Here is a 23,723-nt window from a genome sequence, read left to right on the forward strand (position 1 = left end):
CTTCATCGATTCCATTCGCTACCAGCGCCCAGCCTCTGCGCTTGGGCAAAAGTGCGGCATGGACCGCAGCCACAACCTGGCTGTGGATCTCAAAGGCAATGTCGTCACCTGCCAAAACGTGAGCGCCGCTGCCACGGCTCCGAATGGCCAGAGTCATCTGATCGGCCAGCTTTCAGATCTGTCCGCCGTGCGCATGAAAAGCGCCACGCACTGGAGCCAGCGCCAAGGCTGCTCGTCTTGTCCAGTCCTGCAAATGTGCAAGGGTTCGTGCATGTTTCTGGAAGGTCCGCTTTGGGAAGCTGGGTGCGACGCCGCCTATTCGGACAACTTGGTGTTCTTTGCAGCGGCCATTGAGTTCCTCACGGGGTGCATGCCGGTCTTTATCGACGGCGATCTGCCTCCGGAGCGCAAGGACATCTTTGGCCTGGCCAAAAGCACCGTGGAGTCGCCGCCAGTAAGGCGCGTGATTCCGATCATTGCAGCGCAGCAAGCAGCCTAAGCCAACCAATAAATCGTTTCATCAATCGCCCGCCTGGTTCACGCCAGTGCGGGCTTTTTCTTTTTGGAGATGCCCATGACAGAAGAATCCACCAGCAACCACAGCGCTGACATCCTGAACCTGCGCCCTGAGGACCTTGATGAGTTGCTCACCCGCGCCGCCGAGCGGGGGGCCGAGCGCGCGTTGGCCTGCCTTGGCCTTGAAAACGGCCACGCCGCCGCCGATATCCGTGACCTGCGGGGTCTCATCGATGCGTGGCGGGAAGCTCGCCGAACGGTCTGGCAAACCACTGTCAAGGTGCTGACCACCGGCGTGTTGGCTGCACTGCTGGTCGGCATCGCCATCAAGTTACGGCTGATGGGAGGACCCCAATGATCGAGACACTGTTGGGTGGCTTGCTGGGCGGCGCGTTTCGCTTGGCTCCCGAGGTCCTGAAATGGTTCGACCGCCAAGGCGAGCGTGGCCATGAATTGGCTATGCAGGACAAGGCGTTGGAGTTTGAGAAACTGCGCGGTGCCCAGCGCATGTCCGAGATCGGCGCGGCTGCCGACGGAGCATGGAACACCGGCGCAATCGAAACCCTGCGCGACGCCGTGCGCACCCAGGGCGAAAAAACTGGGGTGGCATGGGCAGATGCGCTCTCGAGCACGGTGCGCCCGGTGATCACTTACTGGTTCATGGCGTTGTACTGTGGGGCAAAGACGGCGGCATTTGCGGCGGCCTTGTCTGCTGGTGCTGACTGGGGAACAGCAGTTTTGCACGCATGGACTGAAGCTGACCAGGCTCTTTGGGCCGGGGTGCTGAACTTCTGGTTTTTGGGCCGCGTGTTTGACAAGGTCCGGCCATGATCGAAGTGCCGCAGGCGGCGATCGATTTGGCCAAGCGGTTCGAGGGGTTTTGCCTGGTGCCCAAGTCAGACCCTGACCGCGCTTATCCGTATGTCTGTCCAGCAGGGTTTTGGACGATCGGTTACGGCCATCTTTGCGATGCCAAGCATCTGCCGATCACCATGGAAGATGGCGAGGCTTATCTTTCTACTGACATGGCCGAAGCACTGAAGGCCACGCTGCGCTACTGTCCGGTGCTTGCCACCGAGCCGGAAACGCGGCTTGCGGCCATTGTGGATTTCACATTCAACCTCGGGGCCGGTCGGTTGCAGGCGTCGACGCTTCGACGGCGAGTCAATCAGCGGGATTGGCCGGGTGTCGCGAAAGAACTTCGCCGATGGATCTACGGTGGTGGACGCGTCTTGCCAGGGCTTGTCTTGAGAAGAACCGCTGAAGCCCTGCTGGTAGATTTTCAGTGACTGGCTCATTGCCTCTGGATCTTGCGACCCGTAGAATGATTGTATTTTAATCGCGCGCGACTTCTCGCTGTGCGTCTTTGCGGGTTAACACAATATATGGCAAAACTTCCAGGGAAAACAGCTTACTCTGGTGTTCGTCGACCTATGACGAGAGAGTCAGGATTTTCTTCTCACCCAGATTCAACTGGCGGAGAGTGGAAAGAGGAGCGATCCAAAAGCCTGAGTCTAAAGACGGGAGAATCACTGGAAATTGTTTTTACTATCCCTGCGCAGATCAAAGATACATGGATAGCATTTGGTGGCTGGTACTGCGCAGACAAAGGTCTGGCCATTAACATTGACTCCCCCTATCCTAAACATACATTATCAGAACCGGCATCACCGAATTGGTCAAAATTTGGGAGTATGTGGCAAGGCAATGGATCAGCAGTGACTGTCAAAGTCACCATGAATGCTATCAAAGACACAAATATTTCTCTTTGGAACTTGGCTTGTGGTCAAGTGGAGCAGCCCGGTTGTCACACTGCAGGAAAATTCGAAGTTTGCACCGCGCCAGGTTACTTGACCAATTTACACCTACTATCGCCTGAGGCACACTTTTGGACTGCAACTGGCGAAACAGAAGTTGCACTGCTTGGTTCTGCAGTATCACTAAATTTGGACGATGCTGGCGCGTACATCAGATTGAAGACATGTAATCGCTGCGCCCGTTTCTTACCAATAAATATTGATGACGAGAGGGTTCAACTCAGTTTTTCAAATCACTGCGTTGCACGTAGGCCGTGTGTGCATACGGGATTTGGGAAGCTCAGAAATGCAGATACACAAGAAATTCTACAGTTGGAATACGGCTACCAGCTCGAGTGCCGTTTCTGCAAAAAGTATTGTGTGAATGCTGCGCATAATAAAAATAGAACCGGTGCTCAGATGAAGGAGGACGGGGCGCGCCGTAGACACTTTGAGCTATTGGTTACTGAACTCTATCAAATGAGCCGTCAGATGGCTTTTAAGCACAAAACAGGCGTTGAGCTATCAGATTACGTCTGGAAGAAATTTGGGTGTAAGTGCTTCAATTGCAAGATAGAGCTTCCAACTGTGAAATCGATGGCTCTAGATCACACTAGGCCGTTGGCATTGTTGTGGCCTCTCGACGAAACCGCTACTGCCTTATGCGGTTCCTGTAATAGCTCAAAGAGTGACCGCTTTCCAAGCGACTTCTACACAGAAGTTCAACTGATTGAACTTAGCGGCTTGACCGGAATTGCCGTCAATGAGCTTGCAAATCCGACGCCAAATCTAGAGGTAATAAGTGAACTTATCGGGCGACTGGATTGGCTCTTTGGCACTTTTCTTATGAAATCTGAAATGATAAGAGTGCGTGATGGAAAGGTTACTGGAGAGTTGGTGGTCAAAGCGCTTCAGAAGGCTTTTGATGCTGCTCCTGGAGGCTCGACTGTTAATTTGATTGAGGAATACGAATCTCGCCGACAAGCTAAAGTTTGACGTCTCACCTGCAAAAACCTATGGTTTTTGCAGTACGAGATATTGATGGCCGGTCGTAGTTCCCTTGTCGCGAATTCCATGACTCTCGCAGTGTCCAACAGACTCGGTCGCAATGTCTACTACCTTGAAAAGTCCATCGACTCGCTGGGTGAGCTCCATGCCCATGTCGCACTTGTGACTTAGCCCAAGGTGCAGCACTGCAAGCCCCCCCGGCCGCAGCCGTTGATGAAACTTTTCAAATATGCCTCGATAGACATCAAAGGATTTTTTCTGAAGCGACTCCACAAATGCATTTGCGCGAGTGTCATAGTCGCTTCTTACCCATCCGCAGAACCAAAAGCGCATCCAGTTTGTTATGTAAAAACGAGTTGAGTCAAAAAACGGTGGTGATGTAATGATGGCGTCGAGCTCTCTTAGATCTGCAGGCCACTCGGAACAAATATCACCTTGAAAGCAACGCCCAGTTGGCAGATCCGCAGTTAGCTGAGAAGCTAAACTTTTTTCTACTTTAGCTCTCAATTTCTCAATCACGGATTTTTTGACGTAATCCCCGGTTGGTGCGTAAGGAGTTATTGGGTGACTGTTACGACTAAGTGCATACGGACGGTTGCCATGTAGAACATGAAGCATGCACGCCATTACAAGATGCCACTCCGGAGAGTCACTCTGGCTTGCCGCGAAAAACTCGCGAGCGACCAGTAATTCTTGGTAAGTGTCTGGATGAAAATATTCAATAAGCGGACCGTTAAACTTAATTTCTTCTGCCTGGCGAATAGAGTCGCTGCTTGGCTTTTTGTCAGAGATCCAAGAAGTCAATCTTTCAATGAGATCATTTACTTTTTGTGGATCGGCACGCATTAGCTTTGCGTTTGATATGGCAGTTCCCAGCAAACTAATTTCTAGCCCGAACCCTTGTCGTCCCATCAAACATGCTTCAAAGGGAATTGTTCCTGACCCACTAAACGGATCTAATATCCTGTCACCTTTTCTGCTGAATGTTTCAATGAGATGATGTGCCAAGGCTGGTTTCATCTTGGCTTGAAATGAACAAACAGAGTGGAGGGGGCTGCCCCAGTTGCGTTTTGAGTATGGTTCCTTTTGATGGGGAAGTGTATTCTTGAAATCATCCCATCGCGACAGAAACGTCATCTCACTCACCGCCTTAGTCCCCTCCGATGACTTGTCAGTAGGCTCAGTTTCAATCATTTTTCTCGTTCTAAAAATAATCAGAGATTGTGACAATAGACTCTGATCTTTTGATATTCTTTTTCTTAGGTGCACAGTTTCAACGTGTTCGAGTCCAATATCAAGACCTAACGATTCTAAAATTTCGTGGGTAGGTACATGTATTCCTCCGTATCGGCTATCACCAATATCTATACAGATAGCTGATCCAGGTTGGCAATTAGACATTAGTCCTTCAAGGACAAGTCGCATGTCTTCGAAGTACCCTGCCACCATTCGTGGAATTCTCTGGTCGTAGGCGTTTTCAGAGAGTCTGTCTACCAATGTCTGTATTGAGTCGTGAACAATTTTCCGGCCCTGTGCAGCTCCTACATCATTGATCCCCGAAGTAATCGCAGCGTCCCGGAACGACCTAAGTGTTGTTCCATTTGAAAGAAATCTGCCAAACCATAGTTCAAGCTTCGTATTCCTAAAGTAGTTTGTGCCGTTTAAATAGGGTGGCGATGTAATAACACCGTCAGCCATGTATGAGGGCGTCGCTATTAAGTCTCGCGCGTTGGGTGTGATCAAGTCAACCGATGCAGTAAGGCCATTTGCGGTGAGACAGTCCTTAGAAATTAGAAGTAAATGTTTTGATACCTCATCTACAAGTATGGGGACACCTTTCTGCAGTTCTTTTTCGGTTTTGTAACGAACATCGCCAGATCGCTTTAGCCTTGAGCAAATCACCAGCTTTGCCATCACTGCTACCGTAAACAAATCTCCAAGCAATTGATCCTTACTTGCGACTTGATCATTGATGGTCCTGAGTGCGAGAACTTGAGTCATTGCCGCATCATCAAAAAATTTGCTACCAGCGAAGTTGACCTGGTAATCTTGCTGAAGCGCTTTATCTAAATCTACTGCTTTTGTGCGTAGAGGTAGCTCTGTTGCAAGAGCGTCAAGCTTCATCGACAGTTGTTTTCGTCGGGCCACGTCTGCAGATCCAACAGCCATTTTTGACTCGACTACAAGCCTCATCGCTGGGTTCACTTCGCAATAACCGCAATCGATGCCCAACGCCGCCAATGCAACAGGTGTTGTCCCCGTGCCAGCAAATGGTTCAATGATTTTCTTTGCGTTTGGCATGTACTTCGTCAAAATATATTTAACGAACTCAGACGAGAACCCCTCCAGATAGGGGTACCAATCATGAAACGGCTCTCCCCGTCCACCTTGATGAGTTACTTGAGTGGGAGCTATGGTCTCAAGTCCATCCAAACTGAGTTGCATTTGATTTGACTTTTTTTGTCTCGTTCCTTTGGTTTTTGTACTTGCAACTGCACTGCTGCCTGCCGCTGTTTCAGAAAAAACGCTCAGCGTCTCATTGCTCGAAAACTGAGTCATGCCTGTACTCCGTTTGTCGGTGAACCTGCCTGCTCTATGGCAGTATCAAATGGTGACGATGAATCAGCTTTGGAAAACGTAAGCGGCAGTTGGCTGCTTGCTGTCATGTAATGCTCGACATTTCTCAAAAACCAATCCTTCAAAGTCAACCCATCCCGGGCCAACGCTGAGTAGAGTAGCCGCTTGGATTCAGGTTCGATTTCAATGACGATACGACCGCTGGTGCCGATGCTCATGGTGGAGTCCGTGAAAATGTAATGTGACGTATGTTACATTACATCTCGAGGTTAAAGAAGTCAAGCTCGACTTGAATAGCCACTTTTACATGTTGGTTGCGTCCTGTAGACATGGCCGCCGCCCGTCGAACGGAGCCGCTCGATACTGAAGGAGAGTCATGATGGCGAACTACTCAGAACACGACACCAGCAAAATCTACGATGCGGCGCAGTCCTTGCGGGCCAACTGCCTACTGCGGGATCGCTCGCTGCTGTTCCCAGACACTTCTGTCTGGCGCTCCGATGTTCTTGATCGCATCCGCCAACCTTTCGTTGCCACCCCTGACAATGGCGACCGGACATTTTTCGGCATGTTCAAAGACATCGCAGGGGGATAGCATGCACCCACTCGAAGCCGACTTCAGGGAGTGGTCCAAGCCACCCACTGCGACAGAAGAACAGCGCTGCTCGGGCGCGGAGAACGTCGTGCGCAACGCAATCCGCTCCTATCCGGCTTTCGCCACCAGAAACATCGAGGTGTTCCCGCAGGGCTCGTACCGGAACGGGACGAATGTTCGCGCCAACAGCGATGTCGACATTTGCGTGCGGTGCATGGATGTCTGCTTCTTCGACCTCCCAGCAGGCTACTCGAAATTTGATATCGATCTCGTCGACGCGAACTACACATACGCCGAGTTCAAGAACGACATTGAGCGGGCGCTTACGAGATATCTCGGAGCCGCAGCAGTCTCGCGTGGAAATAAGGCTTTCGACCTTCACGCCAATACTTACAGAGTTGACGCCGACGTTGTGCCGACGTTCGAGCATCGCCGCTACTGGGTGCAGGATGGCAGATACACCTACCTATCGGGAACCGAGCTACTCCCGGATGACGGCACGAGAATCATCAACTGGCCCCACCAGAATTACGAGAACGGCACAACGAAAAACAACGCGACGGGGACCCGCTTCAAAAAGCTTGTACGTGTACTCAAACGTCTGCGCGACGAGATGGTCGGGGAGGGTAACGCAGCAGCTAAGATGATCTCGTCATACCTGATTGAGTGCCTCGTCTGGAACGTCCCTAACGACGCTTTTTTCGACGACCAGTACGCAACTAACCTGCGGTCGATTCTGTTGAACCTCTACTCAAACACGCAGACCGACGTGGCCTGCAACGAGTGGGGCGAAGTCAACGAGCTGAAGTATCTATTCAGGGTAAGCCAGCCGTGGACGCGGGCCGATGTGAACAACTTCATCGTCGCGGCGTGGAACCGCGCTGGCTTCAATTGATCGGGGGAATGCCATGCTGAGCCGCCTGCATCTATCTGCCATTCTTCTCATCGCCGCCGCACTCTGGGGCGGCATGCTCATATTCGATGGCGTGGCAGTGAACGGTAAATGGTTCCGACCATTCTCGACGGTCGTTGGCGTCCTTCTGCTGCTGCTCGTGATCTTTGACATCTGGGCATGGCGTTGGCGCCTGCTCCGTGGATGGTTCGTGCCTCGGCCAGACCTTCGAGGCACCTGGCGCGTTGAGCTGCGCAGCAATTGGAAGAATCCGGCGACCAAAGTCGGCGTCGGGCCGATCGTCGCGTACCTTGTAATCCGTCAAACATTCTCCACGCTGAGCGTCCGTATGCTCACTGATGAGTCGACCTCTGAGCTGGTCGCCGCCGAGATCAACAAGGCAAACGACGGGACTTACCGCCTCGCGGCAGTTTATCGAAACGAACCTAATCTCTCGGTTCGCGATCACAGCCCAATTCACTTCGGCGCATTCGTGCTCGATGTGCAGGGCGACCCCGCCAAGGACCTAGTTGGCCACTACTGGACCGATCGCAACACACGCGGTGAGGTGCGTACGCTGGCGAGTCATGGCTCGATTGCGAACTCGTTCAAGGAGGCACGGACGTTGTTGCCGCCCGACGCCGAAACGGTGCAGGGCGCTGCAATCCAACGGGAGTAGCTGCTATGAGCCAGCACTTGATAAAACTATTCATGTGGGGATACCAGCCTCACTACAGATTCAGCGTCGAATATTTACTAAAGCTGACCCTCCAGGCACTCGGTGCTGAGGAACCGGGCGGAAAATGCCTGCTGGTCGGCACCAGGATTCCCGACGCTAATGTGATCCACGAGGTCTGCGTCGAGCCCGAGGATGGCCAATGGCCGGTTGTTCTGTTCGCCAACCTCATTTCAGCGATCGACGAGCAGATCAAGAATCATCAGCTGAACAACATTTTCTACGGCAACGAGCAGAGCATGCGAGACAAACCGGAGAACATCCGGCGCGATTCTGTCCGCAAGGCAGTCCAAGATGCTCTCGGACCCTACGACGCTCAGGCGAGCGTGCGTTCTTTTGCGGGTACCCCCGCTCCCGTCGCCGGATACTACGTCGTCCCAGTTCTCCAGATTCCGAGCGCTGTTTTCGAGCGTTTCCGCCCTCTCCGAGAACCCGTCACCGATGGCCACCACACCGGTGTCCCAAGCTTGATTCACGCGGCAATTAACGAGGTTTTAAGCGAAGCGCACGACGAACTGCTCCGCCCAGACCCTGGCCGTTACACCAGCACTAGATTGGCCTCTGCTGGTGAGATCGTGAACCGGGCAGCGTCGAACTTCATGTATGCGCCCTGCGTTGCAATCGGCGATAAAGCCTACGCTGGCCACAATCTGTTTGAGCGATTTAATCTGATTTCGTCGTTGATGTACGAGGGAGTCGAGGGCAAGGGGCGGATGCTGCTGACCAAGCTTGACAGCGACGCTGTCGATGTCGCGCTGGCGCTAGAAGATCCGGTACCGTTCAGCGAGCCACGATGGGCTCGTAAGATTTTACAGATGGCATCGGCGGAAATTGCTCTACTTGCCAGCACCGAAAGCATCCTCGGTCTAGGTAGCCTTGTGAAGGGACACGACCCTTGGAATGCGCAGAATATCTTCGAGGTCGAGTTTCATGACCACCATCATTGGAGCTTGTCGTGCGGCGAAGAAGTTCTTCTTGTGAGCAAGTTCGGAGCACCATCACTGCCCAGGGAAAAATTTTCGAGAGTACGGTTGATCGACACATTTCAGCGACTATTCCCTGAAGTGAACGCTGCGGATGTCGATAGCTTCACCGCCTTGTTTGACACAGCCGTCGAGCAACGTCGTGGCAGCATGCTGGTAGTCGCGCAAGATGCGGCCGCCGAGGCCGCTCGGCTCAGCGGCCAAGGGACGAAGATCGTTCCGACAAAGTTGACCCCCGAGTTGTACCGACGCGTCAGCAAAATCGACGGCACGATCATCATTGACCCGCAATGCAACTGTCATGCTGTCGGCGTAATCCTGGACGGCCCTTCGAACGATGGTTGCACCCCGTCCAGAGGCGCCCGCTACAACTCGGGTATCCGGTACGTCGCCGCGTCGCTGACGCCGCGCCTTGCGGTCGTTGTCTCAGACGATAGAACCGTGGACGTGATACCTGTCCTTCGTCCGCGAGTTCGTCGAAGCGCGATCGAGGCCCGGATTGCAAAGTTGGAGTCATCCTCGGTCGAAAATTACCATGAGCCGATTGGTTGGCTCGACACGCACCGGTTCTACCTCGATCAGGCGCAATGCGACCGAGTCAACGCGGTGCAGAGAAAGTTGGACAGCGAGCCAAGAGATGTTGGCGAGATCAGAGTCCTGCGCGCTGAGTTCCTCCCAGACCCGTTGTGTAACGCGGAGTACATCGAATCAGAGGCCAGTACATAACGCCCTGGCAGTTCCGGGTTGGGTAACCTGTACGTCCTACTCCCTTGTCTGTCAAAGTGCGGACCTGCAGTCCCATGTCCAGCAGATGTGAATGCTGATCCTGTAGTTCTTCACAGTAGAGGACGTTGGGTACGGCAAAACCGTAGCCCAATCTAAACATCAGTGCCACAAGGTCACCGACTTCAAAGGCCATCAATTTGTTGGCATCACTTAAATATGAGTTGTATCGCCGCCCTCCATGGAGCGGGCGCGCCGGAGCTTTTGCAATGCCATATTCATCAGCTTTTCAGCTTTTGATTTGCCGATGTAATCTTCAACTAAGCAGTGGAACACCAGTTGTTCGAATATTTGTGTCTTCACTGCTGGGTAGTCTTTCCGCGGTGCTTTTCGGAACCAATCCGAAGGAGTTGGGGGCTCAAAGTCAGTGGACTAAGTTGTCCGCTTTTCCTTTGAATTAAAAGCACCCGTCAGGCTGGCATTTTCAAATTCTTGGATCTCACAAATGCGGTAGAGCACTCGGCCGTTGATTTTTAAGTACTGTGGGCCGAGACCATCGCTCCTCCAACGTTCCAAAGTCGCTTCTGCAACACACCATCTGGCCGCCAGATGTTTTTGGGATAAGTGCACGGTGTCCATGTTGCGGTCCTTCTATAAAAAAATAGTTGACCTCAATGAACGCTCCATTTCCGACAATCAGTCAAGTTGCTGACGCCGGTTCAATTGCGATTTTCGGAATTGAACCGCCGTCCGCAAATCTGTAGAATTGGACGGGTTCGATGGGGCGTTCCCATTTGGGTGCGGCGCTGAATTGGGGATTGTTCGCAGGAACTAGATGAGGCCCGCAGGGGCTACTCTGAGGCTGTTTGCGCAGTGGTTACGCCCCACCACCAATTAAAGAAAAACCAACCCCTCGGGGTTGGCTTTTTTTTGCCTGTTCAATCTCAGACAAATGACAACCCCAGGAGAGAGCTGGCAAGCACCAGTCGCCTTAGGCACCAAGTTGAATGCGCCGAGACGGAACAATAGACCCATCAGGCAAGGAGCGCAGCAATGACTTTGGCAATGAATTGGCACGAATGGGTTCAGCACGATGCCGTGGGATTGGCCGAGCGAGTGCGGATGGGGGATGTATCGCCTGCCGAATTGGCTTTACAGGCATCAGCCGCAGTGGCGCTGATCAACCCGGCGGTGCACGCGGTGGTCGAGGTGTTTGACGATGTGGTGGCCGACCCACTGAAAGACAGGATGAATCCTTCAGGGCCTTTTGCAGGTGTGCCTTTTTTCATGAAGGATTTGGGACCCACGATGAAGGGCCGATTGCAAGAAATGGGTTCTTTGATGATGCGCGGGAACCGGGCCAGCGCAGACACTTTCCTCACCTCGCAAATGCGCAAAGCCGGCCTGAACATCATGGGCCGCACCACCACGCCCGAGTTTGGGGTGTGCAGCTCGGCCGAAAACCCGGCGGTGTATGTGACGCGCAACCCCTGGAACCCCGAATACACCAGTTACGGCTCTTCAGCCGGCACGGCGGTGGCGCTTGCGGCAGGCGTTTTGCCTTTGTCGCACGCCACCGATGGGGGGGGCTCGATCCGCATTCCGGCGGGAGCCAACGGCAACATCGGTTTGAAGCCCTCGCGCGGGGTGTTTTCTATTGCCCCGGCGGCGTCTGACTTGACCGGTTTGGTGTCCACCCAGGGCTGCCAAAGCCGCACGGTGCGCGATACGGCCGCATTTGTGGACCATTGCCGCGGCGGTGCGCCGGGGGAGTTCATGCCGTATTGGATGCCGCCAGAGCCTTACATTGACTTGATCCGGCGAGACCCGCCGCGCCTGCGCATTGCGTTGTCGCACGAGTGGGGTGACTATCGGGCGGTGCCGCATTTTGTGGACGAGCTGCAGCGCGTGGGGCATTTTCTGGAGGGCCTGGGCCACCAGGTGGAATGGGCCTTGCCCGAGGTGGATTTTCGGGCTGCATTTGATGCGCAGACCACTTGCTACATCAGCAATTTCGCGCAGACCATCTCCAACTTGCTGGCCCCAAGGGGCCTGACGCGCCCTCCGGAGGGGCTGGTTGAGCCGATCAACATCAAGATCTGGGAGATGGGCCTGAACACCAGCTTCACCGAGCGGGCCCGCATGCAGGCGGTGTTCAACACCACGTCGCGGGCGTTTGGCCAGTTTTTTGAAGACTGGGACATTATCCTCACGCCGATCACCGCTGTGCCCACGCCCAAGTTGGGCACCACCGAATACCTGACCACCAGTGACAACCCCAGCGTGCTCGATTGGTTTGCCAACCTCTGGCGCAATTTCGCCTACACACCTTTGACCAATTTGTGCGGCATGCCCGGTATCTCTTTGCCCATGGCCACACAGCAAAACGGTTTGCCTTTGGGCATCCATGCACAGGCCAAGCAGGCCAACGACGGTGTGCTGCTGCAATTGGCAGCGCAGATTGAGCGCGCATTGGGCGGCCAATGGCACGCGGGGCGCTTGCCCCAGGTGCATGTATGCCACGGGACGCAGCTCTAACCCTGCCAAAACACAGCCATAAAAAAAGCCGCTCAACGAAACGTCGAGCGGCTTTTTGCACGCGAAAGAGCTCAGTTGGTTTAACGCTACTTTAGCGTCCTGCAGCAGCCTTCAGTGCAGCAGCGCGGTCGGTGCGCTCCCAAGTGAAGTCGGGCTCGTCGCGGCCAAAGTGGCCATAAGCGGCGGTCTTGCTGTAGATCGGGCGCAGCAAATCGAGCATCTGGATGATGCCTTTGGGGCGCAGGTCAAAGTGCTCGGCCACCAAAACGGCCAGTTGGTCGTCTGAGATCACGCCTGTGCCTTCGGTGTTCACCGTGATGTTCATGGGGCGTGCCACGCCGATGGCGTAAGCCACCTGAATTTGGCACTTCGTGGCCAAACCTGCGGCCACGATGTTTTTGGCCACGTAACGCGCAGCGTAAGCGGCAGAGCGGTCAACCTTGGAAGGGTCCTTGCCCGAGAACGCGCCACCACCGTGCGGGCAAGCGCCGCCGTAGGTGTCCACGATGATCTTGCGGCCCGTCAAACCGCAATCGCCCTGGGGGCCGCCTATGACGAAACGGCCTGTGGGGTTGATCAAATACTGGGTGTCTTGCAACCACTCTTTGGGCAACACCGGCTTGATGATCTCTTCGATGATGGCCTCCACAAAGCTGGCCTTCATCTTGGTCGAAGTTTCGGACTGGTCCGGGCTGTGCTGGGTGGACAACACCACGGTGTCGATGCTGTGGGGCTTGCCATCCACATAGCGCATGGTCACTTGGCTCTTGGCGTCGGGGCGCAAAAAGGGCAGGCGGCCGTCTTTGCGCAGTTGGGCTTGACGCTCGACCAGACGGTGGGCGTAATAAATCGGAGCGGGCATCAGCTCAGGCGTTTCAGAGCAGGCATAACCGAACATCAGGCCCTGGTCACCCGCGCCGATGTTGAGGTGGTCATCTGACGCGTGGTCCACGCCTTGGGCGATGTCGTTGGACTGCTTGTCGTAGCAAACCATGACCGCGCAGCCCTTGTAGTCGATGCCGTAATCGGTGTTGTCGTAGCCGATGCGCTTGATGGTGTCGCGTGCGACCTGGATGTAGTCAACGTGCGCGTTGGTGGTGATCTCACCGGCCAAGACCACCAAACCCGTGTTGGTCAGGGTTTCGGCGGCCACGCGGCTACGGGGGTCTTGCGCAAAAATGGCGTCGAGGATCGCGTCAGAGATCTGGTCCGCGACCTTGTCGGGATGGCCTTCAGAGACCGACTCGGAAGTGAAGAGGTAATTGCTGGACATGAAAAAGGCTCCTTGGTTGTTGTGGATTTCGGCGTTGCCGACCCTTCAACTTTGGAGCCTGGCGAACGCTTTAGCAGAATTTATGAATCGCCCTGCAAGTAGTTCAGATAACTCGGCGAACACAAATTATAAAAGAAGCCCTAAACCTTGCAATTTCGGGTCCAATATGCGGCATGGACATTCCAACCCCCATTGAAAACCGGCTGGTCGACTTGGAGATCAAGGCGGGCTTTACCGAAGACCTGCTGGACCAGCTCAATGCGCAGGTGTACCGCCAACAGCAACACATCGACGCACTCATTCAAGAGCTGCGCCAGCTGCGTGACCGCCTGCCTGAATCCGGTGGGGGCGCCGAGACGCGCAACCCGCGTGACGAGATTCCACCGCATTATTGAGACCATGCACAGCGTCCAGGACATCCGCGACCACTTGCGCGCTTTGGGTGCCAACGCTCTGCATGAACAACGCGTGCTGCGCTTGTGGACGCAAGCCAAACCCCAAGACAGCGGACGCAGGCCATTGCACAGCTTCATGCCCACCGCAGTGCGCGAGGCTTTGCCCGCGCTCAGCCAAACGCTGGCCGGCTTGGCCACTTTGTGCGAGCAGCACCCGGGGCAAGACGGCTCGGCCCGATTGTTGGTCGGGCTGCAGGACGGCCAAACCGTGGAAAGTGTGTTGCTGCCCCGAGACGGCCTGTGCGTTTCAAGCCAAGTGGGCTGTGCAGTGGGCTGCGTGTTTTGCATGACCGGGCGCGAAGGCTTGATTCGGCAGGTGGGCAGCGCCGAGATCGTGGCGCAAGTGGCGCTGGCCCGCACGCTCAGGCCGGTGAAAAAAGTGGTGTTCATGGGCATGGGCGAGCCCTCGCACAATCTCGACGCCGTCATGGACGCGATCGATCTGCTGGGTACCGTGGGCAACATCGGCCACAAGAATTTGGTGTTTTCTACGGTGGGCGATTTACGGGTGTTTGAGCGCTTGCCACAAGGCCGCGTCAAGCCTGCGTTGGCTTTGTCGCTGCACAGCACCCGTGCCGACTTGCGGGCGCAACTGCTGCCGCGAGCGCCGCGATTTGACCCGCAGGATTTGGTAGAGGCGGGCGAGGTGTATGCCCGCGCCTCGGGTTACCCGATTCAATACCAGTGGACTTTGATCGAAGGGGTGAACGACAGTGACGAAGAGATCGATGGCATCGTGCGCTTGCTGCAGGGCAAGTACGCGATGATGAACATGATCCCCTACAACGCCGTGCCCGATTTGCCCTTTGCTCGCCCAACTTGGGAGAAGGCGGCGACCATTGCCCGCACATTGCACCAGCGCGGTGTGTTGACCAAACTGCGCCAGTCAGCGGGCCAAGATGTGGATGGGGGCTGTGGCCAACTCAGGGCCAGATATGTGTTGCAGCGGGAGCAGCGTGTGATCATTCAGCCCCGCTTCGCCCCCGCTTCAACCCCGTATTAACGCCCCGGCAGCTTGATCAAGCCGCTCGACAGGGCTGTGCCCAAAAAAACCACGGCGCCGCAGCCCAGCATCCAGGGGGTGATTTGTTCGCCCAACAAGATCACGCCGTAAACCAGGGCGAACACCGGGATCAAAAAAGTCACCGTCAAGGCGCGTGAGGGTCCTGCGCGTTCGATCAGCCGGAAATAAACCACGTAAGCAATCCCGGTACACACCACACCCAAGACGAGCAAAGCGCCCCAAGCCGCAGCCGAGGGCATGTGATCTGGGCGAAACCAAAGCGCGGGCCCAGCCAGCGCAAGCGAAGCCCCGATTTGACTGCCGGTGGCCGCCACCAAGGGCGGCATGCTGGGCAGGTGCTTTTTGGTGAAACTGGCCGAGAAGGCATAGCAGGTGGTGGCCACCAAACACGCCAGCACCGCCCACACCGGGGCCACGCCCGAGGCATTGGGCTTGAAGCTGGCCTGCCCACCGACCAGCAGAACCACGCCACCAAAGCCAATGGCCAACCCGATGGTGCGAGAAAGACCGGGTCGATCTCGGAGCCAGATCCAAGCCACCAGCGCTCCGAACAGCGGCACAGTGGCGTTCAAGATGGCCGACAAGCCGGTGCTGATGTGCATGACCGCAAAGGCATACAAGGCAAATGGAATGGCGCTGTTGAGCAGTCCCACCAAGAACACGGTGCGCCAATGTTGACGCAAGACAGGCCAATGGCCTTTGGCCACCAAAAGGGGCAGCAAAAACAAGGCGGCGATGGCCACGCGCATGGCGGCAGTGGGCAGGGCACCCAGATCCAAGGCGGCCAAACGCATGAACATGAAGGAAGCCCCCCAAATGGCGGCCAGCATCAAGAAGTCGGCCAGCCAGGCGCGGCTTGGGGTGGCGTTCATTCAGACAACAGGGCTGGTGCGCGTTGGGCAAAGCCATGGCCTTCCAGCTTTAAAAGCGCTTGTTTTCGCCAGAGCCCGCCTGCATAGCCGGTGAGTTGACCGCCTGCACCCATGACGCGGTGGCAGGGCACGAGGATGCTCACCGGGTTGCGTCCCACAGCTGCCCCAACGGCCCTGAACGCCAGGGGCTTGCCGAGCTGCTTGGCCAAATCGCCATAAGTTCGGCTTTGTCCGGCAGGGATGTTTAACAAAGCCCGCCAAACCGATTGTTGAAAAGCCGTCCCGGCCGACAAATCGAGTGGGCCAGGCCATGGCAAGGCTTGGCCGCCCAAATGAGCCTGAACATGGGCTGCGGCGCTGAGCAACACGGGGTGTTGTGCATCCTCGGTCCACTGCTGGCGCTGGGCTTCGGTGGGGCCGTGCTTTTGGTTGTCAAACCACACGCCGCATAGCCCCAGAGTGCTGGCCGCTAAAGTGATGGGCCCCAAGGGGCTGTCTGTTTGCAGTGCATGAATCATGGGGGGATGTTAGCGCGGCCCGCCTACAATCTGTCGATCAGATTCAACCGGGCCAGCTTGGTCCCTAGTCAGGCGAAGCGCATGCAAATCACCCCCTCCATTTTCAAAGCCTATGACATCCGTGGCGTGGTGCCCTCCACCTTGAACGAATCTGTGGCCGAGGGCCTGGGCAAGGCCTTTGGCACGCACGCTCTGGCCCAAGGCCAAAGCACCGTGGCCGTGGGGCGCGATGGTCGCCTGAGTGGCCCTGCATTGTCCGCAGCGCTGATTCGCGGCTTGGTGGCCGCAGGGATCCAAGTGATTGACATTGGCCTGGCCACCACACCCATGCTGTACTTTGCGGCCAGCACCTTGTGCCAAAGCGGCATCCAGGTCACGGGCAGCCACAACCCCAAGGACTACAACGGCTTCAAGATGGTGCTGGGCGGTCGTGCCATTTATGGCGACGAAATTCAGCTGCTGCGCCAAATGATGGAATCCGAAACTTGGCAGCTGCAGGGCGGCGGGGGCGTGACGCACCAAGACGTGCTGAGTGACTACACCCAGCGCATCGTGGGCGATATTCGGTTGGCGCGTCCGATGAAGATCGTGATCGATTCGGGCAACGGCATCGCGGGTGCTTCGGCGCCAGGCATCTTCCGCGCCTTGGGCTGCGAGGTGATCGAGCTGTTCAGCGAAGTGGATGGCAACTTTCCCAACCACCACCCCGACCCGAGCAAGCCAGAAAACCTGCAAGATCTGATCAAGGCCCTGAAAACCAGCGGCGCCGAGTTGGGCCTGGCCTTTGACGGCGACGGCGACCGCCTGGGCATCGTCACCCAAGACGGCCACAACATTTACCCCGACCGCCAGATGCAGCTGTTTGCGCAAGACGTGCTCAGTCGCGTGCCGGGCGGCACCATCTTGTTTGACGTGAAGTGCTCGCAGCGCCTGGCCCCTGCGATTGAAGCGGCTGGCGGCAAAGCCCTGATGTACAAAACCGGCCACTCGCTCATCAAGGCCCAAATGCGGGCCATTGAGGCTGCAGGCGGCCAAGCCCCCTTGGGGGGCGAGATGAGCGGCCACATCTTCTTCAAAGAGCGTTGGTACGGGTTTGACGACGGCACCTATGCCGGTTGCCGTTTGCTGGAGATCGTGAGCAAAGCCCCAGATGCCAACGTGGTGCTCAACGCTTTGCCCACCAGCTTCAGCACGCCGGAGTTGAACGTGGCCTGCGCCGAAGGCGAGCCATTCAGCGTGACCCGCGCCTTGCAAGCCCAGGCCGCCAGCGCCTTCATTGCACCGGCCCAGGTGTGCGACATCGATGGCCTGCGCGTGGACTGGCCCGATGGTTTTGGTTTGATCCGCGCGTCCAATACCACTCCGGTGTTGGTGCTGCGCTTTGAGGGGCAGACCCCCGAGGCACTGCACCGCATCGAAGGCGAGATGCTGGCGCTGCTGCGTTCGGTCAAGCCCGATGCGCAGATTCAAGCCTCTGCGCATTGAACGTTTGCAGCGAAAGCCTGACATGAATCCCGCCAACGCCGTGCTCAGCCCAGACCCTGAGGTCATCGTCTTCAACCTCAAAGCGCGTTACACCGGGGTGTCGGCCACCATCAATGCTTTGGTGCCTTTGCAGGCGCAGCAGTGGCGCTTGGGGTTTTGTGGCACGCGCATGTCGAACGGCATCGATGGCATGGGTTTGCGTGATGCGATTCGACTGTCGCGCAAGCCGCCCGAAGGCCGTGCGTTTCGCATCTGGCATGTGCGCCGCGACCCGGAAATGATGGCCGCGATTTTTGCGCGCGATGTGCTGCGCTTGCCCATCAAACTGGTGTTCACCTCGGCTGCGCAGCATTTGCATGGCGCGTTTCCACGTTGGTTGATTTCCAAAATGGACGCGGTCATCTCGACCACGCCACTGGCCGCTTCTTTTGTGCCCAACACCACGGCGGTGGTGCCGCATGGCATTGATTTGTCGCGGTTTTCACCGCCGCCCGACAAGCGCACCGCCTGGAAAGAATCCGGTTTGCCGGGCGAGTACGGCATTGGGGTGTTTGGCCGGGTCAGGCCCGATAAAGGCAGCGATGTGTTTGTGGACGCGATGATCGAGGCCTTGCCCCAACTGCCCGGGGCCACGGCGGTGATTGCCGGTTTGGCCCAACCCAAACACCAGGCTTACCAAGACGCGCTCAAGGCCAAGATTGCCGCTGCCGGTCTGTCAGAGCGCATTGTCTTTTTGGGCGAAGTGCCTGCGGGCCAGGTGCACCTGTGGTACCAGCGCTGTTTGTTGTGTGTGGCCTGTCCGCGCTACGAGCCCTTTGGCCTCACGCCTTTCGAGGCTGCTGCCACCGAGTGCGCTTTGGTCTGCTCCCGCACGGGTGCTTTTGACCAACTCAGCATCCCGGGTTTGACGGGCGAGATGGTGGACACGGGCGACGCCCCCGGTCTGGCGCAAGCGGTGTTGCGGGTGTTGTCTGACCGCGAGCAAGCCCTGCGCATGGGGCAGGCGGCGCGTCAGCGCGTGTTGCAGCAGTTTTCTTTGGCCAAAGAGGCCGAAGGCATTGGCCGCGTGTATGCGCAGCTGTTCGGCAAAGTCTAGGCTGAGATGTCTCGTTCATCCATGCCCCTGCGTTGGGTTGAGCGCTGCACCTTGTGGCTTTATGGCCAGTTCATGCGTTCATTGCAGCCTTTTTTGTTGCGCAAGCTCCGGCGGCGAGGGCAGCAAGAGCCGGGCTACTTGCACCAAGTGCCGCAGCGCTTGGGCCGTTATGACACCCCTGCTGTGTTGCCCGGTGCCGTCTGGGTGCATGCGGTGTCTTTGGGTGAGACCCGAGCAGCCGGATTGCTGATTGAGGCCTTGCGCCAGCGCTGGCCGGGCATGCGCCTGGTCTTGACGCACAGCACGGCCACAGGTTGGGCGCAGGGGCAAAGCCTGTTGCGACAGGGCGATGTGCAGGTGTGGTTCCCGTGGGACACACCTCAGGCCACGCAACGTTTTTTGCAACACCACCAACCTGCTTTGGGGGTGCTGATGGAAACCGAAGTCTGGCCGGTCATGGTGCAAGCCTGCCAGCAAGCCCGGGTGCCTTTGTTTTTGGCCAATGCGCGACTGAACCACGCCTCGCAGCGTTCGGCGCAGCGCTGGTCTTGGTTGTCCGGACCCGCTTACCGGGGTTTGCGCGGGGTTTGGGCGCAGTCAGAGGCCGACGCCCAACGCCTGCGTTCTTTGGGGGCAAGCATCGAGGCCGTGTTGGGCAACCTCAAGTTCGATGTGCAAGACCAACCGCAGGCGCTGGTGCAAGCGCAGTTTTGGCGGTCGCATTGGGTGCTGGGTGGGCGCCCTCGGCCTGTCGTCATGCTGGCCAGTACCCGAGAGGGCGAAGAAGCCGAGTGGTTGGCCGCATTGGCGGCCAAGCCCGAGCGCGAACAGGCCATGCGCGATGCGGGTGTTCTTTGGCTGTTGGTGCCACGGCACCCGCAGCGGTTTGAAGAAGTTCATGTGGCTGTCAAAGCCAGCGGCATGGCCGTGTTCAAGCGCAGCGCCTTGCTGCCGGACGATGGCGTTTGGCCCCAAGCTGCGGCCCAAGCGGAGGTTTTTTTGGGTGACAGTGTGGGCGAGATGCCGGTGTATTTTCAGGCGGCCGACATGGCTTTGCTGGGCGGCAGTTTCAAACCTTTGGGCGGGCAAAACCTGATTGAGGCGGCCGCTTTCGGATGCCCTGTGATCATGGGGCCGCACACCTTCAATTTTGCGCAAGCTGCAGATTGGGCTGAGAACTCGGGCGCGGCAAGCCGCGTGGCCGATATGGATGCCGCTTTGGACCAAGTGTTGGCTTGGTCAACGCATGCGGCCGATTTGGCCCGGGCAAAGCATCAAGGTTTGCAAATGGTGGCGCAAAGCCGGGGTGCGGCCGACCGTTACGCGCAGGCCATCATGGCTTTTGGGGATTTTGGGGATCAGGGTATTGAAGGGGCTTTGGCTTCACCCACAAACTGAGCACGCCCCACAGCGTGAGGGCCAGCGCAATGCTGGGGCCGCTGGGCGTGTCCAGCCACCAAGACACCGACAAACCCAATAAGGCAGCTGCCCAGGCCGCCAGCACAGCGGTCCATTGGCGCATGCCTCTTTCGATCCACAAAGCCGGTGCGATCAAGCAGCTGAACACCAAAAACAAACCCAGTGCCGGGACAGCCAAACTCGTCACCAAGGCAAACAGGGCATAAAAAGCGATGTCGTGGGCCAGCCAGCGGGTCTGGCGCACCAAGGCCATGACGACCGCACACAGCATCAGGCCCAGAACGCTGAAGCTGTTGACCCACAGCACATCGGCGGCCAACAGCTGCATGAGTTTTTCTTTGCCATGCGGGTGAGCGCTGGCACCCAACATGGCCAGGCACGCGCCTGCCACATACAGCAAGCCGATGAGTGCTTCGCGCTGAGCGGGCCAGCGGCGGGTGATGCCCGCAATCGCCAGGCTCACCCCCAGTGCCCCAGCGGTGGCCGCCAGTTGGTCCAGAACACCCGACTCCATGTCGAGCACAAAATGGACGCCAATGACGGCTGCGGCAGCGGCTTGTGCCACGGCCAAATCAATGAACACCACACCGCGGCGCAAGACCTGACTGCCCAAAGGCGCGAGCGCGATCAGGCCGCCCAACAGCGCCAGCATCGGCAGGGCGAGCCAAGCCTGCATCGCCATCACGGTGCCACCTGCACCAAGCGGTTGACCATCAGGTCAAACCAGCGAAACAAGGCGTCGGGGCCGTCGCTGGTGACCGTGGCCGGTAGAACGACCATCTTTTGCGGCGTCCCCAACTGACCGCTCAGCCACTGGGCGGGCCGGGGGTCGTGGTGTTGGGCGATCACGATGGCCATGGGCGGCGCAGCTCGGCTTTGCTCCAGCGTTCGTGCCAGGTGCGCGGGCGTGGGCGGGACCCCGGGTTTGGGTTCGAGGTCGGCCACGGGGTTCATGCCCAACCACAGCCACAGGTAACCAAAGTTGGCGTGTTGCGTGACCACAGACCGTCCCCGCAAGGGTTTGGCCAGTTGCTCCCAGGCTTGGATTTTGTCGGTCAAGGCCGTTTCAAATTGCTGGAGCTGCCGATCGATGCGCACTTTTTCTGCTGGTGCGATGGCTGCGAGCCTGGTGGCCAGGGCCCGCGCCACCGCCAGCAAACGCCTGGGGTCGGCATGCAGATGCGGGTTGCCCTGCACGTGCACATCGCCAGAAAACGGCGTGACCGTGCCCTTGAACGGGTGAATCAGGGTGACGTGATCGGCAGCGTAAAACATGCCGGGTTGCCCATTTTGGATCTTGGCGTTGCCCGCCTTGGCCTGCAGCATGGGCAGCCAGCCCGCTTCAAGTTCGGCCCCGGTGCAAACCGCCATGTCGGCATTGCGCAACTGCGCGATCAACGAGGGTCGGGCCTCGATGTGGTGGGGGTCTTGCAGGTGGTGGGTGGCGCTGTACACCTTGGCGCCCGGCAGCAGCGCTTGCGTCAAAGCCGCCCACTCGGGTTCGCACGCAAACACCGTCAGCGCCGCAGCGTGTCCCTGGGCCATCAAGACGGCCAGAGACAGAGCCAGCTTAGTAAGCGTGCGCACCATGGGCACCGAAGGCCACCACGTATTGCAATTGGATGCTGCGCTTGGCGGGGTTGGTGAAAACAACTTCTTCAGCGTGGCCATGTCGGGCGTTTTGCTGCGTCATTTGCAGGCGCAGGGTTTGTTTGTGTGAGGGTTTGTAGGCCAGCATGATGGCATTTTCTTTCAAGCGGCCCTGCAACACTTCTACGTCCCCATCGTGCAACTCGGCTTGGTTCACCCGTGCCAAGTCGGTGCGCACACCCACTTCCCACGCTGGGTGAAAGCGCCACACCGCACCCACGGACGATGCCGTGTGCTTGAGTGACGGGTCCAGCAGCGGGTGGAGGCGGCTGACTTGGGCGTATTCCCAGTTCACGCGCACTTGCTGGTTGCGGTTGTTGCCCTGGGGCGACCACTTCCAGACCAAGTCGCTGACCTGCATTCTTTGGCCGGTGAATCGGGCCGCATGGTTGTGGGCATGGCCATGGCCCGGTTCCTCGTGCTCGGCCAAGGGGGCGACGCGCTGGTTGTTCAAGGCGGACAAGCCCCATTGCCAGCTGCTGTTGCGACCAATGTCATTGCCGACTTTCAGGTTCAAAGTGGTGACGCGGTTGCCCGATTCGGCCGTGGCTTGAGGCACCCATTTTTTACCCCCAAACACCTCGGCGCCCAAGCGCAGGTAAAAAGGCGTGGGGGCGGTCCAGTTCATGCGCAGGCCGTCGTCGTACCAGTGACCGCCCAAAAAAGCCCGGTACAGCAAAGGCCGCTCGGCAAAATCATCGGTGTGCGGGTGCAATTCGTTGAGGTAGCCGATTTGGGAGGCAAATCGACCCGCCCGTACCTGAAGCCCTTGGGGCAGGCTGCGGGTTTGCACCCAGGCGTTTTCAAGGTGGTGCTCCAGTTGGCGGTCTGCCGTGTGAAAACCCAGAATCGCCTCGCCACTCAGGTGCTCATTGAAGGCGCCGCGCAGCAGCACATCGCTGTGGCCCAGGCCCACACCTTGGTCGCGAGCGCCCAGTTCCAACCCACGTGAGGTACTGGCGGCATCCAAGACCACGCCGGCTTGCCAGCGCTCAGTGGGCGGGGTGTTTTGGGACCAGGTGCTCAGTGGCAAAGTGCACAGCGCCCCAGCGAGGGCGGAAAGGGCGATCAGTGGGTGGTTAGAGGTCATGGTTTGGGGCCATTCAAAAGTTGCTTGACTTTAATGATAATAGTTTATCAATAGCAAGACAATGTTTTTTTGCAGTAAGCTCGCGGCGTGGAAAGATCAACCCGTCAAAGAACCGCGATCGCGCAAGCCCTGGCTGCTGTCGGGCAACCGCTGCTGCCCCAAGAGCTGCTGTTGGAAGCGCAAAAAAATGTGCCCAGCCTGAGCTTGGCCACGGTGTACCGTAACCTCAAGGGTTTGGTCGAAGACGGTGTGGTGGATGTGGTGGTTTTGCCGGGTGAGGCCACCCGTTATGAGTCGCACAGGCACCACCACCACCACCATTTCCACTGCAGCAGTTGCCAAAAGGTCTTTGACATCGATGCCTGCCCGGGCGATCTAGGTCACTTGCTGCCCAAAGGGTATGAGCTCGCATCGCACGAGCTGACCTTTTACGGCCGCTGCGCGGGTTGCGCGGCCTGAGTCGCCTGACCCGCTGAG

The 23,723-nt window shown here is 57.4% G+C and carries 25 protein-coding genes; 16 read left to right on the forward strand and 9 right to left on the reverse strand.

All coding sequences use genetic code 11. The features are described from left to right. The 5 genes from Q1M54_RS08595 to Q1M54_RS08615 all read left to right on the forward strand — a co-directional run. Positions 1-499: SPASM domain-containing protein (locus Q1M54_RS08595; RefSeq protein WP_300556259.1), on the forward strand; the 499-nt coding region annotated here is incomplete at its 5' end. Between the two features lie 75 nt (positions 500-574). Beyond that, the gene (locus tag Q1M54_RS08600) at positions 575-874 is read left to right on the forward strand and encodes a DUF6127 family protein (protein ID WP_300556261.1); all 300 of its coding nucleotides are present in this window, start codon (positions 575-577) and stop codon (positions 872-874) included. Next, positions 871-1,347 (forward strand): hypothetical protein, encoded by a 477-nt coding sequence (locus Q1M54_RS08605; protein WP_300556263.1) that lies wholly within the window; start codon positions 871-873, stop codon positions 1,345-1,347. Before Q1M54_RS08600 ends, Q1M54_RS08605 begins: the two co-directional genes overlap by 4 nt. Beyond that, positions 1,344-1,805: a lysozyme gene (locus Q1M54_RS08610; protein WP_300556265.1), complete on the forward strand. Its 462-nt coding sequence runs from the start codon at positions 1,344-1,346 to the stop codon at positions 1,803-1,805. Before Q1M54_RS08605 ends, Q1M54_RS08610 begins: the two co-directional genes overlap by 4 nt. A gap of 96 nt (positions 1,806-1,901) precedes the next feature. Beyond that, positions 1,902-3,308, forward strand: coding sequence for a hypothetical protein (locus Q1M54_RS08615; protein WP_300556267.1), 1,407 nt, complete (start codon positions 1,902-1,904; stop codon positions 3,306-3,308). A gap of 18 nt (positions 3,309-3,326) precedes the next feature. Here the strand turns inward: Q1M54_RS08615 and Q1M54_RS08620 are convergent, their stop codons facing one another. Next, on the reverse strand, positions 3,327-5,879 hold the full coding sequence (locus Q1M54_RS08620; protein WP_300556269.1) for a DNA methyltransferase: 2,553 nt from the start codon (positions 5,877-5,879) through the stop codon (positions 3,327-3,329). Then, on the reverse strand, positions 5,876-6,115 hold the full coding sequence (locus tag Q1M54_RS08625; protein ID WP_300556271.1) for a hypothetical protein: 240 nt from the start codon (positions 6,113-6,115) through the stop codon (positions 5,876-5,878). The genes Q1M54_RS08620 and Q1M54_RS08625 overlap by 4 nt, the downstream gene beginning before the upstream one ends. A 161-nt stretch (positions 6,116-6,276) precedes the next feature. Between Q1M54_RS08625 and Q1M54_RS08630 the strand changes: the two genes are divergently transcribed. The 4 genes from Q1M54_RS08630 to Q1M54_RS08645 are packed head-to-tail and all read left to right on the forward strand — an operon-like array spanning position 6,277 to position 9,829. Continuing rightward, positions 6,277-6,492 (forward strand): hypothetical protein, encoded by a 216-nt coding sequence (locus Q1M54_RS08630; RefSeq protein ID WP_300556273.1) that lies wholly within the window; start codon positions 6,277-6,279, stop codon positions 6,490-6,492. A gap of 1 nt (position 6,493) precedes the next feature. Continuing rightward, positions 6,494-7,387, forward strand: a complete 894-nt coding sequence (locus tag Q1M54_RS08635; protein WP_300556275.1) for a nucleotidyltransferase — start codon at positions 6,494-6,496, stop codon at positions 7,385-7,387. A gap of 13 nt (positions 7,388-7,400) precedes the next feature. Then, a complete protein-coding gene (locus Q1M54_RS08640; protein WP_300556277.1) occupies positions 7,401-8,063 on the forward strand; it encodes a hypothetical protein in 663 nt (220 codons plus the stop codon). 5 nt (positions 8,064-8,068) lie between these two features. Then, a complete protein-coding gene (locus Q1M54_RS08645) occupies positions 8,069-9,829 on the forward strand; it encodes a diadenylate cyclase (RefSeq protein WP_300556279.1) in 1,761 nt (586 codons plus the stop codon). A 429-nt stretch (positions 9,830-10,258) separates the two neighbouring features. Here the strand turns inward: Q1M54_RS08645 and Q1M54_RS08650 are convergent, their stop codons facing one another. Continuing rightward, positions 10,259-10,465, reverse strand: a complete 207-nt coding sequence (locus Q1M54_RS08650) for a DNA-binding protein (protein ID WP_300556281.1) — start codon at positions 10,463-10,465, stop codon at positions 10,259-10,261. Between the two features lie 414 nt (positions 10,466-10,879). On the opposite strand from Q1M54_RS08650, the gene Q1M54_RS08655 reads away from it, so the two are divergent. After that, the gene (locus Q1M54_RS08655) at positions 10,880-12,364 is read left to right on the forward strand and encodes an amidase (RefSeq protein ID WP_300556283.1); all 1,485 of its coding nucleotides are present in this window, start codon (positions 10,880-10,882) and stop codon (positions 12,362-12,364) included. Positions 12,365-12,455: 91 nt separating this feature from the next. Here Q1M54_RS08655 and metK read toward each other — a convergent pair whose 3' ends face one another. Then, positions 12,456-13,637, reverse strand: a complete 1,182-nt coding sequence (gene metK, locus Q1M54_RS08660) for a methionine adenosyltransferase (protein WP_300556285.1) — start codon at positions 13,635-13,637, stop codon at positions 12,456-12,458. A gap of 173 nt (positions 13,638-13,810) precedes the next feature. On the opposite strand from metK, the gene Q1M54_RS08665 reads away from it, so the two are divergent. Together Q1M54_RS08665 and Q1M54_RS08670 are read left to right on the forward strand one after the other, a co-directional pair. Beyond that, the gene (locus tag Q1M54_RS08665) at positions 13,811-14,032 is read left to right on the forward strand and encodes a SlyX family protein (RefSeq protein ID WP_300556287.1); all 222 of its coding nucleotides are present in this window, start codon (positions 13,811-13,813) and stop codon (positions 14,030-14,032) included. 4 nt (positions 14,033-14,036) lie between these two features. After that, a complete protein-coding gene (locus tag Q1M54_RS08670; RefSeq protein WP_300556289.1) occupies positions 14,037-15,095 on the forward strand; it encodes an RNA methyltransferase in 1,059 nt (352 codons plus the stop codon). On the opposite strand, the gene Q1M54_RS08675 is transcribed toward Q1M54_RS08670, so the two are convergent. Continuing rightward, positions 15,092-15,988: a DMT family transporter gene (locus Q1M54_RS08675; protein ID WP_300556291.1), complete on the reverse strand. Its 897-nt coding sequence runs from the start codon at positions 15,986-15,988 to the stop codon at positions 15,092-15,094. The genes Q1M54_RS08670 and Q1M54_RS08675 overlap by 4 nt on opposite strands. Then, a complete protein-coding gene (locus Q1M54_RS08680; protein ID WP_300556293.1) occupies positions 15,985-16,506 on the reverse strand; it encodes a methylated-DNA--[protein]-cysteine S-methyltransferase in 522 nt (173 codons plus the stop codon). Before Q1M54_RS08680 ends, Q1M54_RS08675 begins: the two co-directional genes overlap by 4 nt. 81 nt (positions 16,507-16,587) lie before the next feature. Between Q1M54_RS08680 and Q1M54_RS08685 the strand changes: the two genes are divergently transcribed. From Q1M54_RS08685 to Q1M54_RS08695, 3 genes are read left to right on the forward strand one after another with little or no spacing between them, the layout of a single operon-like run. Then, positions 16,588-17,991 (forward strand): phosphomannomutase/phosphoglucomutase, encoded by a 1,404-nt coding sequence (locus tag Q1M54_RS08685; RefSeq protein WP_300556295.1) that lies wholly within the window; start codon positions 16,588-16,590, stop codon positions 17,989-17,991. Between the two features lie 22 nt (positions 17,992-18,013). Continuing rightward, on the forward strand, positions 18,014-19,087 hold the full coding sequence (locus Q1M54_RS08690) for a glycosyltransferase family 4 protein (protein WP_300556297.1): 1,074 nt from the start codon (positions 18,014-18,016) through the stop codon (positions 19,085-19,087). Between the two features lie 6 nt (positions 19,088-19,093). After that, positions 19,094-20,485, forward strand: coding sequence for a 3-deoxy-D-manno-octulosonic acid transferase (locus Q1M54_RS08695; RefSeq protein ID WP_300556299.1), 1,392 nt, complete (start codon positions 19,094-19,096; stop codon positions 20,483-20,485). On the opposite strand, the gene Q1M54_RS08700 is transcribed toward Q1M54_RS08695, so the two are convergent. Genes Q1M54_RS08700 through Q1M54_RS08710 form a run of 3 tightly spaced genes read right to left on the reverse strand, consistent with a single transcriptional unit; the run spans position 20,421 to position 23,246 of the window. Continuing rightward, positions 20,421-21,188, reverse strand: a complete 768-nt coding sequence (locus Q1M54_RS08700; RefSeq protein ID WP_300556301.1) for a metal ABC transporter permease — start codon at positions 21,186-21,188, stop codon at positions 20,421-20,423. The genes Q1M54_RS08695 and Q1M54_RS08700 overlap by 65 nt on opposite strands. Further along, positions 21,188-22,096 carry a zinc ABC transporter substrate-binding protein gene (locus Q1M54_RS08705; RefSeq protein ID WP_300556303.1) on the reverse strand — a complete coding sequence of 303 codons (909 nt, stop codon included), beginning with the start codon at positions 22,094-22,096 and terminating at the stop codon, positions 21,188-21,190. Before Q1M54_RS08705 ends, Q1M54_RS08700 begins: the two co-directional genes overlap by 1 nt. Next, positions 22,077-23,246 (reverse strand): hypothetical protein, encoded by a 1,170-nt coding sequence (locus tag Q1M54_RS08710; protein WP_300556305.1) that lies wholly within the window; start codon positions 23,244-23,246, stop codon positions 22,077-22,079. Before Q1M54_RS08710 ends, Q1M54_RS08705 begins: the two co-directional genes overlap by 20 nt. Before the next feature lie 87 nt (positions 23,247-23,333). Between Q1M54_RS08710 and Q1M54_RS08715 the strand changes: the two genes are divergently transcribed. Beyond that, complete coding sequence (locus Q1M54_RS08715) at positions 23,334-23,705, forward strand: transcriptional repressor (protein WP_300556307.1); 372 nt, start codon at positions 23,334-23,336, stop codon at positions 23,703-23,705. Positions 23,706-23,723 lie beyond the last annotated feature (18 nt).

Source organism: Limnohabitans sp. Rim8, assembly GCF_943326455.1.
GTDB lineage: Bacteria > Pseudomonadota > Gammaproteobacteria > Burkholderiales > Burkholderiaceae_C > Limnohabitans_A.